12 protein-coding genes are annotated in these 12,842 nt (G+C 62.4%); 7 read left to right on the forward strand and 5 right to left on the reverse strand.

Translation table 11 applies throughout. The annotated features are described in order from the left end of the window. Positions 1 to 66: 66 nt before the first annotated feature. Entirely contained in the window at positions 67 to 951 is an 885-nt protein-coding gene (locus AC0IYH_RS13405) for a LysR family transcriptional regulator (RefSeq protein WP_122772555.1), read from the forward strand. Here AC0IYH_RS13405 and AC0IYH_RS13410 read toward each other — a convergent pair whose 3' ends face one another. Beyond that, positions 952 to 1,701, reverse strand: coding sequence for an enoyl-CoA hydratase (locus AC0IYH_RS13410; RefSeq protein WP_116628684.1), 750 nt, complete (start codon positions 1,699 to 1,701; stop codon positions 952 to 954). Between the two features lie 30 nt (positions 1,702 to 1,731). Then, positions 1,732 to 2,664: an iron-sulfur-binding ferredoxin reductase gene (locus tag AC0IYH_RS13415; protein WP_471834727.1), complete on the reverse strand. Its 933-nt coding sequence runs from the start codon at positions 2,662 to 2,664 to the stop codon at positions 1,732 to 1,734. A gap of 217 nt (positions 2,665 to 2,881) precedes the next feature. Here AC0IYH_RS13415 and AC0IYH_RS13420 point away from each other — a divergent pair, with 217 nt between their 5' ends. The 4 genes from AC0IYH_RS13420 (at position 2,882) to AC0IYH_RS13435 (ending at position 9,287) form a co-directional block, all read left to right on the forward strand. Beyond that, entirely contained in the window at positions 2,882 to 4,405 is a 1,524-nt protein-coding gene (locus AC0IYH_RS13420) for a fumarate hydratase (protein WP_116628686.1), read from the forward strand. A 177-nt stretch (positions 4,406 to 4,582) separates the two neighbouring features. After that, on the forward strand, positions 4,583 to 6,349 hold the full coding sequence (locus AC0IYH_RS13425) for an ATP-binding protein (protein ID WP_116628687.1): 1,767 nt from the start codon (positions 4,583 to 4,585) through the stop codon (positions 6,347 to 6,349). Beyond that, positions 6,343 to 7,668 (forward strand): sigma-54-dependent transcriptional regulator, encoded by a 1,326-nt coding sequence (locus AC0IYH_RS13430; RefSeq protein ID WP_122772559.1) that lies wholly within the window; start codon positions 6,343 to 6,345, stop codon positions 7,666 to 7,668. The genes AC0IYH_RS13425 and AC0IYH_RS13430 overlap by 7 nt, the downstream gene beginning before the upstream one ends. A 299-nt stretch (positions 7,669 to 7,967) precedes the next feature. Then, positions 7,968 to 9,287, forward strand: coding sequence for an MFS transporter (locus tag AC0IYH_RS13435; protein WP_116628689.1), 1,320 nt, complete (start codon positions 7,968 to 7,970; stop codon positions 9,285 to 9,287). Positions 9,288 to 9,341: 54 nt separating this feature from the next. Here AC0IYH_RS13435 and AC0IYH_RS13440 read toward each other — a convergent pair whose 3' ends face one another. Beyond that, on the reverse strand, positions 9,342 to 10,097 hold the full coding sequence (locus tag AC0IYH_RS13440) for a COG4705 family protein (protein ID WP_471834730.1): 756 nt from the start codon (positions 10,095 to 10,097) through the stop codon (positions 9,342 to 9,344). Positions 10,098 to 10,260: 163 nt separating this feature from the next. Between AC0IYH_RS13440 and AC0IYH_RS13445 the strand changes: the two genes are divergently transcribed. Next, complete coding sequence (locus AC0IYH_RS13445) at positions 10,261 to 10,893, forward strand: flavin reductase family protein (protein WP_471834732.1); 633 nt, start codon at positions 10,261 to 10,263, stop codon at positions 10,891 to 10,893. Between the two features lie 67 nt (positions 10,894 to 10,960). Here the strand turns inward: AC0IYH_RS13445 and AC0IYH_RS13450 are convergent, their stop codons facing one another. Beyond that, a complete protein-coding gene (locus tag AC0IYH_RS13450; protein WP_122772562.1) occupies positions 10,961 to 11,206 on the reverse strand; it encodes a hypothetical protein in 246 nt (81 codons plus the stop codon). A gap of 35 nt (positions 11,207 to 11,241) precedes the next feature. Beyond that, positions 11,242 to 11,583 (reverse strand): antibiotic biosynthesis monooxygenase family protein, encoded by a 342-nt coding sequence (locus tag AC0IYH_RS13455; protein WP_122772563.1) that lies wholly within the window; start codon positions 11,581 to 11,583, stop codon positions 11,242 to 11,244. Positions 11,584 to 11,911: 328 nt separating this feature from the next. Here AC0IYH_RS13455 and AC0IYH_RS13460 point away from each other — a divergent pair, with 328 nt between their 5' ends. Beyond that, a complete protein-coding gene (locus AC0IYH_RS13460) occupies positions 11,912 to 12,841 on the forward strand; it encodes an AraC family transcriptional regulator (protein ID WP_116628693.1) in 930 nt (309 codons plus the stop codon). Position 12,842: the final 1 nt, after the last annotated feature.

Raw genomic sequence — 12,842 nt, forward strand, 5'->3', positions numbered from 1 at the left:
ACCCACGCCAAACACCCGCTCAAGCGCAGCCCCTGTGAAGGCGCCATAACCGATACCGATGTAATCATGCTGACTTCAGACCTGAAACTGTTCCTCGCCGTGACCTCAACGGGCAGCCTCTCGGCCGCCGCACGCCAACTCGACGTGACACCGATGCAAGTCTCCCGACGGGTGGCGGCCCTGGAAGAAGAACTCGGCGTGCGCCTGTTCCACCGCTCGACCCGTTCGGTCTCCCTGACCGCCGAGGGCGAAGCGCTGCTGCCCCACGCCATCGCCATGAGCGAGGCCGAGGAAAACGCACGGCATGCCCTCGGCCAAACCTCGAACCGGGTGTCGGGCGTATTGCGTGTGAGTACCCCGAGCATCTTCGGCCAATCCATCGTCCTGGCGTTGCTGCCGCGCCTGCTGGAGGATTACCCGGACCTCAAGGTCGAGGTCCATATCAGCGAGCAGATGGCCGATATTGTGGCGCAAGGCATGGATGTGGCCCTGCGCATCGGGCCCTTGCCCGACTCGGAACTCGTCGCGCGCAAAATCACGGTCAACCCCCGCCTTATTTGCGCCTCGCCGGCGTATTTGCAACGGCGCGGCCTGCCAACCGTGGTGAGCGACCTGGACGACCACGACTGCATCATCCTGGATAGCGCGCCGCGCTGGCCCTTTGTGATTGATCAGACACTGCAACCCAAGCGCGTACACGGACGCTGCCAGACCACCAGCGTCGACGCCGTGCGCGCCGCCGCGCTGGAAGGACTGGGCCTGGCGATGCTGACGTGTGTGGATGTGTGCCGGCAGCTCAAGGACGGCTCGCTGGTGCAGGTGCATTTGCAGGATGCGTCCCTGGAAGAGCTGGCCGTGTGGGCAATCATGCCGAGCCGACGCTACGTGCCGGCGCGGGTCAGGGTGTTTCTGGAAGCCCTGGAGGCTGACCTGGCGCAACTGCCGATTTGATCAGCGCCGGGCGATAAATCCTGACAGCGCGGCAATCGCCTCCGGGGACTTGAGGCGCTGGGTAAACAAAGCGCCCTCCTCCTCGATCACCTGGCGCAACTGCTCGCGATCAACACTCTTCATCAACTGCTTGGTAACCTGCACCGCCGCCGGGGCCAGGTGTTCAAAACGCTCGGCCACTTCCCGTGCCTTGGCCAGCGCCGCCTCGCCGCTGCCCAACGCCTCGGTGGCAATCCCCCAGGCCGCCGCCTGTTCGCCGGTAAAGCCCTCGCCCAGCAGCAACAGTTCAGCCGCTTTCGCATGCCCCAACAGGCGCGGCAGGATCAGGCTCGAACCAAACTCCGGGCACAGCCCAAGGTTGACGAACGGCATGCGCAAGCGCGCATCGCGGCTGATATAGACCAGGTCGCAATGCAGCAGCAGCGTCGTGCCGATGCCCACCGCCGCACCCGCGACGCCAGCAATCACCGGTTTGCGGCAATTGAGCAGGCTTTTCATAAAGTGAAACGGCGGGCTGTCGAGGTCGCTGGGCGGTTGTTCAAGGAAGTCGCCGATGTCGTTGCCGGCGGTAAAACACTCGCTGCTGCCCTGGATCAGCACCGCGCGGATATCCGCATCTGCATCAGCCAACTCCAGCGCCTCGGCCAGTTGGCTGTACATGGCGCGGGTCAGGGCGTTTTTCTTGTCGGGGCGATTGAACTGCAGGGTCAGCACCCCGCGTTCGCGCAGCGGGTGGATGGCGTCGGTCATGGCGAGTCTCGCAGTGATGAAATTCAGCGCTCAACCACGCGGCACAAACACATCGGCCAGCAGTTGATTGCGCGGCAGTCCGGCCAGGAACAGGCGCTTGGAAAACGCCTCGACACTGGCCGGGTGCCCGCAGAGTAAGGCCAGGGTTTGCCGCGAAACAAGCCGCAGTTGCGCCAATGCCTGGGCCGACTCCGCCGATGTCCACAGTTCCACCGACAGGTTGGGATGCTGCGCCGCCAGCGCCGCCAGGGGTTCGGCCAGGTAATGGCCGCCGGCGTCATGGGCCAGGTGAATCACACGGATGGCGCCTTGGTGATCCTGGCGCAGCGCTTCGCGCAATACACCCCACAGCGGGCCGAGGCCGGTGCCGGAGGCCAGCAGCCACAAAGGCCGCGATTGCCAGTCGGGATCGTATTGCAGCGCGCCGCCGCGCAACTCGCCCAGACGCAATGGATCGCCAACCTGCAAGTGCCGGGCGATATCGCTGAATTCGCCGGGCTGGCGGCAATCGATATGAAACTCCAGAAACGGCTCGTCCTGGGGCAAGCTCGCCAGGGAATACGGGCGCGCCACCTGTCCCGCCCACAGCACCAAATGCTGCCCGGCCCGGTAACGCAAGCCGCGTTCCGGTTGCAGGCGCAGACGCAGCACGCTGGCGTTCAGCCAATCCGCGCCGACCACCCGGGCCGGCAAGCCGTCGCGCAGGGGGTCAAAGGTTTCGACGTGCAAGTCCCCACTCACCTGGCACTGGCAGGCCAGGCGCCAGCCGCCCTGGCGCTGCGCCGGGCTCAGGGCGTCCGGTTGCTTGTCCTCGACCTCGCCCTGGCAACGCACCAGGCAGGCATGGCAACTGCCGGCGCGGCAACTGTAGGGCACGGCCACGCCCGCCAGGTTCAAGGCATCCAGCAGGTTGCTGCCGGTGGCGACCGACCAGTGGCGTTCGCCGACGTGCAGTTCAGGCATATAAAGGCTCAATCAGAAGGGACGCGCACAGGGAATCATGCCTGCGACAGTTTGACCATAGTCGGGTGTATCGGCCACCGCGTCGGGTTATACTGCCGCGCCTTTTTAGCGTCGCGCCAGCACCACTTTGGCGTGCCTTGGAAAGGTGGACTCAGCCGACCGATGCAACACTGGGGCCACCTTTTATTGAATGTTCCCTTATAGAGGAGCGCGACTCATGACCGTGATCAAGCAAGACGACCTGATTCAGAGCGTTGCCGACGCCCTGCAATTCATTTCCTACTACCACCCCGTTGACTTCATCCAGGCCATGCACGAAGCCTACCTGCGCGAAGAATCGCCAGCGGCCCGTGACTCCATCGCCCAGATCCTGATCAACTCGCGCATGTGCGCCACCGGCCATCGCCCGATCTGCCAGGACACCGGTATCGTCACCGTGTTCGTGCGCGTGGGCATGGACGTACGTTGGGATGGCGCCACCATGGGCCTGGACGACATGATCAACGAAGGCGTGCGTCGCGCCTACAACCTGCCGGAAAACGTCCTGCGAGCTTCGATCCTCGCCGACCCGGCAGGTGCGCGTAAAAACACCAAGGACAACACCCCGGCGGTCATCCACTACTCCATCGTCCCGGGTAACACCGTGGAAGTGGACGTGGCAGCCAAGGGCGGCGGCTCCGAGAACAAGTCGAAAATGGCCATGCTCAACCCGTCCGACTCAATCGTCGACTGGGTGCTCAAGACCGTTCCGACCATGGGCGCCGGCTGGTGCCCACCGGGCATGCTCGGCATCGGCATCGGCGGCACCGCCGAGAAAGCCGCAGTGATGGCCAAGGAAGTGTTGATGGAATCCATCGACATCCACGAGCTGAAAAAGCGCGGCCCCTCCAACCGTATCGAAGAGATGCGCCTGGAGCTGTTCGAGAAGGTCAACCAACTGGGCATCGGCGCCCAGGGCCTGGGTGGCCTGACCACCGTACTCGACGTGAAGATCATGGACTACCCGACCCACGCCGCCTCCTTGCCGGTGTGCATGATCCCCAACTGCGCCGCCACCCGTCACGCACACTTCGTGCTCGACGGCTCGGGCCCGGCGTCGCTGGAAGCGCCACCGTTGGACGCCTACCCGGAAATCGTCTGGGAAGCCGGCCCGTCGGCGCGTCGCGTTAACCTCGACACCCTGACACCGGAAGAAGTGCAGAGCTGGAAGCCGGGCGAAACCGTGTTGCTCAACGGCAAGATGCTCACCGGCCGCGACGCAGCGCACAAGCGCATGGTCGAGATGCTCAACAAGGGCGAAACCCTGCCGGTGGACCTCAAGGGTCGTTTCATCTACTACGTCGGCCCGGTTGATCCGGTGCGCGAAGAAGTGGTTGGCCCAGCCGGCCCGACCACCGCCACGCGGATGGACAAGTTCACCCGGCAGATCCTCGAGCAAACCGGCCTGCTGGGCATGATCGGCAAATCCGAGCGCGGCCCTACCGCCATCGAAGCGATCAAGGACCACAAGGCCGTGTACCTGATGGCCGTAGGCGGCGCTGCCTACCTGGTGGCGCAAGCCATCAAGAAGTCGCGCGTTGTGGCCTTCGCCGAACTGGGCATGGAAGCGATCTACGAGTTCGACGTGAAAGACATGCCGGTCACCGTCGCGGTGGACAGCAAGGGCGAATCCGTCCACATCACCGGTCCTGCCATCTGGCAGAAAAAGATCAGTGAAAGCCTGGCGGTAGAAGTGCAGTAAGCACCTCGCTGCAAGGATAAAAGGCGACTGCGGCCCCACGGCCCAGTCGCCTTTTTTATGGTGAATACAGTCAAATATGGGAGGGGGCAAGCCCTCTCCCACACAAGCCCACTCGCCACAAGACTCAAGCAGCACATGGTATGGTGCTCCCCCCTAATTGCAGCTGTTCATATCCGTATGATCGCGATCCCCCGCCCCCTGCGACTGACCTTCTATTCCCTGCTGATCATCGCCGGTGCCGTACTCGCCGCCGCCTTGGCCACCCGCCATGCCGAGCGCCAGGCCCTGGTGGACGACGCTGCCCGCGCCAATCAGCAGCTCGCGCTGTACGCCAACTCCCTGCACACCCTGATCGAACGCTACCGCGCCCTGCCAGCCGTGCTGGCGCTGGACTCGGAAATGATCAGCGCCTTGAAGGGCCCGCTGGATGCCACCACCCAGGATCTGCTCAACCGCAAACTGGAACGCATCAACGGCGCCGCGCAATCCTCCACCCTGGAATTGATGGACCGCACCGGCCTGGCCGTCGCCGCCAGCAACTGGGCATTGCCGAGCAGTTATGTCGGCCACAATTACGCGTTCCGCCCGTACTTCAGCCAGACCAAGAGCCAGGGCACCGGGCGGTTTTATGCCGTGGGGGTGACCACCGGCATTCCGGGTTACTTCCTCTCCAGCGCCGTGGTGGATGAGCACGAGCAGTTCCTCGGCGCCATGGTGGTAAAACTGGAGTTCCCCGAGCTAGAGCGTGAATGGGCGCAAGGCAATGACCTGCTGCTGGTCAGCGACGCGCGCGGCATTGTGTTTATCGCCAACCAGCCGGGCTGGCGCTACCGCAACCTGCGGCCGCTGTCGGAGACGGACCTGGCCGAGGTCAAGGCCACCCGCCAATACGACAAGAAACAGCTGCAACCGCTCGAGACCCAACAGCTGCAACGCTTCGATGAAAACAGCCACCTGATGCGCGTCAACGGCCCGGATGGCAATGCCAATTACATCTGGGAATCCCTGCCGCTGAAGGCCGAAGGCTGGACCCTGCACCTGCTGCGCAAACCGCAGTTCGCCTTTGAAGACCAACGCAACGCCGGCCTCGCTGCCGCCGGATCCTGGCTGGCACTGGTGTTTCTGCTGCTGTTCCTCACCCAACGCTGGCGCCTGGCCCGTTTACGCCAGCGCAGTCGCGAGGAGCTTGAGCAGTTGGTCGAGGAGCGCACCCAGGCCCTGCGCACCGCCCAGGACGGTTTGGTGCAATCGGCCAAGCTGGCGGCGCTGGGGCAGATGTCCGCCGCCCTCGCCCATGAAATCAACCAGCCATTGACCGCCCAGCGCATGCAACTGGCGACCCTGCGCCTGCTGCTCGACCACGGCCGCATCGACGACGCCTACCAGGCGCTCACGCCGCTGGACGATATGCTCACGCGCATGGCCGCGCTCACCGGCCACCTCAAGACCTTCGCGCGCAAGAGCCCAAGCGGCCTGCGCGAACGCCTGGACCTGGCCACCGTGGTCGACCAGTCCCTGCACCTGCTGGACGCGCGCCTGCGCGATGAAGCCATCGGCGTGGTCCTCGACCTGGCCCGCCCGGCCTGGGTGCGTGGCGATGCGATCCGTCTCGAACAGGTGCTGATCAACCTGTTGCGCAACGCCCTCGACGCGATGGTCGACAAACCGCGCAAACGCCTGGAAATCCGCCTGCACGCCGACCAGCAGCTGTGGCTTTTGAGCGTCAGCGACAGCGGCGGCGGAATTGCCGAAGAACACCTCAACAGCGTGTTCGACCCGTTCTTCACCACCAAGCCGGTGGGCGACGGGCTCGGCCTCGGGCTGGCGGTGTCCTACGCTATCGTGCATGAACTGGGCGGCCGCCTGATCGCCGCCAACCGTGGCGACGGTGCCGTATTTACCCTGACCCTGCCTATCGCGCTGGAGACGCCCGACCTATGTTGAACGCGGTGATTGTGGTCGATGACGAAGCCAGCATTCGCACGGCGGTCGAGCAATGGTTGAGCTTGTCCGGATTTGAAGTGCAGCTGTTCAGCCGCGCCGAGGAATGCCTGGCGAAACTGCCCAAGGACTTCCCCGGCGTGATCCTCAGCGATGTGCGCATGCCCGGCCTCACTGGCCTGGAGCTGCTCGCCGAAGTGCAACGGCGTGACGCCGACTTGCCGGTGATCCTGCTGACCGGCCACGGCGACGTGCCGATGGCCGTCGAAGCCATGCGCGACGGTGCCTACGACTTCCTGGAAAAACCCTTCAGCCCCGACGCCCTGCTCAACAGCCTGCGCCGTGCGCTGGACAAGCGCGGGCTGATCCTCGAAAACCGCCGCCTGCACCAGCAGGCCGACCATCGCGCGCAGTTGCAGAACAGCCTGCTCGGTGTGTCCCGTGGTTTGCAGAATTTGCGCCGGCAGGTGCTGGACCTGGCGAGCTTGCCAGTCAACGTGCTGATCCGTGGCGAAACCGGCAGCGGCAAGGAGCTGGTCGCGCGCTGCCTGCATGATTTCGGGCCTCGGGCGAAGAAGCCTTTTGTAGCGCTCAACTGTGCGGCCATCCCCGAGCAGCTGTTTGAAGCCGAGCTGTTCGGCCACGAAAGCGGCGCGTTCACCGGCGCCCAAGGCAAGCGCATCGGCAAGCTCGAATACGCCCATGGCGGCACGCTGTTCCTTGATGAAATCGAAAGCATGCCCCTGGCCCAGCAGGTGAAACTGCTGCGGGTGTTGCAGGAACAGAAGCTTGAGCGGTTGGGCTCCAACCAAAGTATTCAGGTGGACTTGCGTATCATCGCCGCCACCAAGCCGGACCTGCTCGAAGAGGCCCGCGCCGGGCGTTTTCGTGAGGACCTGGCGTATCGCTTGAACGTCGCGCAACTGCGCCTGCCGCCGCTGCGCGAACGCCGTGAAGATATCCCGCTGCTGTTCGACCACTTTGCGCAAAGCGCCGCCGAACGCTTGGGCCGCAGCGTTGAGCCGCTGAGCGGCGCGCAACTGGGGCGCCTGCTCAGCCATGACTGGCCGGGCAATGTGCGCGAACTGGCTAACGTTGCCGAACGCCAGGTGCTGGGGCTGGGTGAGCCGGAGCCGGAAGGCATCGAGGCCGGGCAATCCCTGGCCGCACAGCAGGAAGCCTTCGAGGCCCACTGCCTGAAAGCCGCGCTGACCCGGCATAAGGGCGACATCAAGGCAGTGCTGGCGGAGCTGCAACTGCCGCGGCGGACCCTCAATGAGAAGATGCAGCGGCATGGGTTGGTGCGCGAGATGTTTCTCTAAGCGGCTTTGGCGGCGCCCTACAGGGCCTCATCGGGGGCAAGTCGAATCGTCGCACCGCCCCTCCCACATTTCGATTTGTGAATACCTTCCAAGATGGGAGGCGGCTTGCCCCCGATGAGGCCGGCAGCCATAAGCGGATTTCCGCTCACCACCCCCAAACCATCAGCGACTTTCCGCTCAGAAAAATCCGCAAACCCTTCTAGCCCGGGCCTTCACCTACCTGGCACAGCTCCTGCTATAGCCCCAACCAGGCTGCGCACGCGCCGCTCCATAAAAACAACTAGATGAAGGATCCTTCAATGGATAACTCCAACACCTTGCCTCTGGGGTCGGCAGCTGCGCCGGCGAAAGAACGCACCACCTCCAGCCGCATCAAATCGATTTTCAGCGGCTCCGTCGGCAACATGGTCGAGTGGTACGACTGGTACGTCTACGCCGCCTTCTCGTTGTACTTCGCCAAGGCCTTCTTTCCCGCAGGCTCTTCCACCGCCCAGTTGATGAACACCGCCGCGATCTTTGCCGTGGGCTTCATCATGCGCCCGATCGGCGGCTGGCTGATGGGCATGTACGCCGACTACAAAGGCCGCAAGGCTGCATTGATGGCCTCGGTACTGCTGATGTGCTTCGGCTCATTGCTGATTGCCCTGACCCCGGGCTACGACACCATCGGCATCGGCGCACCGATCCTGCTGGTGCTCGCACGCTTGCTGCAAGGCCTGTCGGTCGGCGGCGAATACGGCACCTCGGCCACCTACCTGAGTGAAATGGCGACCAAGGAACGTCGCGGTTTCTTCTCCAGTTTCCAATATGTAACCCTGATTTCCGGCCAGCTCATCGCCCTGGCAGTGTTGATCGTGCTGCAACAAACCCTGACCACCGAGCAGCTGTATGCCTGGGGCTGGCGTATCCCGTTCGCCATCGGCGCCCTGTGCGCAGTGGTCGCGCTGTACCTGCGTCGCGGTATGGAAGAAACCGAGTCGTTCACCAAAAAGGAAAAAGCCAAGGAAAGCGCGATGCGCACCTTGATGCGTCACCCCAAGGAAGTGCTCACCGTGGTCGGCCTGACCATGGGCGGTACGCTGGCGTTCTATACCTACACCACCTACATGCAGAAATACCTGGTGAACACCGTCGGCATGAGCATCTCCGACTCCACCACCATCTCGGCGGCGACGCTGTTTCTGTTCATGTGCATACAGCCCCTGGTCGGTGGGCTGTCGGACAAGGTCGGCCGTCGGCCGATCCTGATCGCCTTCGGTATCCTCGGCACGCTGTGCACCGTACCGATCCTCACCACCCTGCACACCATCCAGACCTGGTGGGGCGCGTTCTTCCTGATCATGGCGGCGCTGATCATCGTCAGCGGCTACACCTCGATCAACGCGGTCGTTAAGGCCGAACTGTTCCCCACCGAAATCCGTGCGTTGGGCGTGGGCCTGCCGTATGCGCTGACCGTATCGATCTTCGGCGGTACCGCGGAATACATCGCGCTATGGTTCAAGAGCATCGGCATGGAAACCGGCTACTACTGGTACGTGACCGCGTGCATCGCGGTGTCGCTGGTGGTCTACGTGACCATGAAGGACACTCGCAAGCATTCGCGCATCACCACGGACTAAGCTGTGATGAGGTAAGAAATGTGAGAGGGGGCCTGCCCCCTCCCACATTTGGAATCAGGACAACTCTGCTGCACTGCGTTGTCCATACCGCCGCTGCGCATAACTCGCCCCCGCAATCATCACCACCAACACCCCCGCCAACACCGCCGACGAGCCAATGGTGCCGAAATCCAACCCGCCCTTTTCATGGGGTTTGGTCAGGAAGTCGCCCAGGGTCGCGCCGAAAGGCCGCGTGAGTACAAACGCCACCCAGAACAACAGCACGCCCGAGATTTGCGTGAGGTATCTGAGCGCTACCACCACCGCAATGGTGGAACCGATCAGCAACGCCCCGCCGCCAAAACCCAGCCCCGAGTCGTCCGCCAGAAAGTCGCCCAAGGCCGTACCCAGGGTGTTGGAGAACAGGATCGCGACCCAGTAAAACAGCTCGCCACGTGGGGTCTGCACCTTGTTCACATTCAGCGAATCACCACTGAGGTGCCACAGCGCAAAGGTGATCATCAAGAGCACGATCAGGATCATCGACCCGGCGGCATAACCCAGGCCGAGCGTGCGGTCCATAAAGTCCGACAACGTGGTACCGGCGGTGCTGGTGGACAGGATCACGATCCAGTACAGCACCGGGTTGTAGGTTTTCGAGCGCAGCTGCGTCAACAGGGTGAGCAGAAACACGCTGATCAGGATCATCGAACTGATGGCGTAGCCGACATCCAGGGTCATCGAGAGCAAGTCCCCGGCCGTTTCGCCCAGGGTGGTTGCGCAAATTTTCATGACCCAGAACGCCAGGGTGATCTGAGGAAGTTTGTTCATGGGTACGAAGGCTCCGAAGCTCAGTCTTTCAATGGGCGCAGACTGAACGCGACGCTGTGAAAATTAGGTGGCCGATGAATGAAAATTCCATAGCGCCGATGGAAATTCCCCGCCATGGCTTGCACTATGGCTGCCTTCCCGAATCTGCAGCAGGAACCCCGGCATGTCTGACGATATCCACTTCTACGAACCCGCCAACGGCCACGGCCTGCCCCATGACCCGTTCAATGCCATCGTCGGGCCACGGCCGATCGGCTGGATTTCGTCACACGACAGCGAGGGCCGCCTGAACCTGGCGCCCTACAGTTTCTTCAATGCGTTCAACTACATTCCGCCGATCATTGGTTTTTCCAGCGTCGGGCGCAAAGACAGCCTGAATAACATCGAGCAGACCGGCGAGTTCGTGTGGAACCTGGCCACCCGCCCGTTGGCCGAGCAGATGAACCAGAGCTGCGCCGCCGTTTCACCAGAGGTGAACGAGTTCGAGTTGTCCGGCCTGACGCCGGTGGCGTCGAAAATCGTTGGCGTGCCTCGAGTGGGCGAGAGCCCAGTGTCGTTCGAATGCAAGGTGACGCAGATCATCCAGCTGCAGCGCGCCGACCAGCAGTTGGTGCCGAGTTGGCTGGTGCTGGGCGAGGTGGTTGCGGTGCATATTGCCAAGTGGCTGCTCAAGGACGGCGTCTACGACACCGCCGCCGCCGAACCGATCCTGCGTGGCGGTGGCCCGGCGGATTACTTCCAATTGGGGCCTGAGGCGCTGTTCAAGATGTATCGCCCAGGTGCTACAAAACCCTGACTGAATGAAATGCAGTCAAAATGTGGGAGGGGGCAAGCCCCCTCCCACATTTGAACATCCAGATTCGTTAGTTGGCGGCAGTGGCCCAGGTCAGTTGACCTTCTTCATCTACATCAACCAGGCACTCAAGCTGCAGCGTCGCGGCATCATCGGCATCAGAGGCAGTCTTGAATTTTTGTCCATCAAGAATTTTGTGAAACTGCGGGGCGCCCATGCCATCCAGTGCCTTGACGGCGACGGCGGCGCTGTAGCCCCCCTCACCCGGTACTACGGCGGAAACGGCTTCGTGGTGGGCAAATTGTTTACGTGCCATGTTGCAGGTCCTGGCCAATGGAAAAGTCGGCCATTCTAACCCGCCAGTTGCAGGTACTCGCCATAGGCATGGGCGGCGGAGGTGTCGGTGAAGGTCTGGAAGTCCATGCTGCGCACCACCATGTCATTCAACAGCTCGGTAAAGATCATCAGGGCTGGCGAATTGAAGTAGGCGCTCATGGCCTGCTCGCTGCTCCAGAAACCCGAGACCAGCCACACATCGGGGTCGACCTGGGAATGCTGCAACGAGAATTGCAGGCAACCCTGAGCCTGACGGCCCGGTTCGATCAAACTGCTCAAGCGTGCACCGAGTTCGGTGCTGCACCCGGTGCGGGCGCGGATAAAGGCCATATGGCTCGCGGGAATGGGGGTGGACATGTTCGACTCTCCCGTTGAGAAGTGATGCTCGGCAAGCACTGTGAGGGCGTGTTGCCACAGGATCAAAGATAACGGCGCGGGTGTGGGCGCAGTTAGTCGATTCCTGCCGGCTTATTGCACAATCCTGCGAGAAGCGTAGAGAGGACGTTTGGCACCCAGGTTTTATTCCACAGGCAAACGCCTTGTTTCACTGAGATGACAGGCCCGCTGCTTGCCTGATTGGCGATGTGTCGCAGGATCAGGCAAGGATTGTGCAGAATCGACGTAACACTTTTTGAAAAGCCACGGCTAAGCTGAGCCCATCGTAAAAGCACGCAGAGGAGCCTCCATGTCGTCGCCCAGAAATAACGCCATGCCCCTTGATGCCGATATGGAAAAACAGCGCGAAGAGCTCGCTTGCATCGTCTGCCGGCATACCTGGGAAGACGGTTCATACGGCACAGCGATCACCTCACTGTTCCTGAACCGCCACAACGCCCCCCGCGATTTCATGCCGGTACTGGTCGAGCCCGCGCTGTGCATCCTGGCCCATGGCCGCAAGGAAGTGCGTTTGGCGGATGAAGTCTTCGCCTACGACCCGCTCAACTACCTGGTGTTTTCAGTCGCGATGCCGGTGGCGGGCCGAATCATCGAAGCCACCCCGGATGATCCCAACCTGTCGGTGCGCATCAATATCGACCCGGCGCAACTCACAGCCCTGATCGCCGAAGCCGGGCCGATGGGCGTGCCGTCACGGCCGACATCGCGCGGGATGTATGTCGACCGTATCGACACCCAGTTGCTCGACGCCGTGCTGCGCCTGGCGCGCCTGCTGGACTCGCCGAAAGACATCGCCATGCTCGCGCCGTTGATCAACCGGGAAATTCTCTATCGCTTGTTGCGTGGGCCACAGGGTTATCGCCTGTATGAAATTGCCGTGACCAACAGTCAGAGCCATCGCGTCAGCCAGGCGATCAAGTGGTTGAACGGCAACTACGAGCAACCGCTGCGCATCGATGACCTGGCCAAGGAAGTGAACCTCAGCGTCTCGACCTTGCACCACCGGTTCAAGGCAATTACCGCCATGAGCCCGCTGCAGTATCAGAAGCAACTGCGCTTGCAGGAAGCGCGGCGGTTGATGATTGCCGAAGGGCTGGAAGCTTCGGCGGCAGGGTATCGGGTGGGGTATGAAAGCCCATCGCAGTTCAGCCGCGAGTACAGCCGGTTGTTTGGTGCACCGCCGCTTAGGGATCTGGCAAGACTGCGCCAAAGCATCTGAC

Source organism: Pseudomonas sp. AC463 (genome assembly GCF_979253585.1).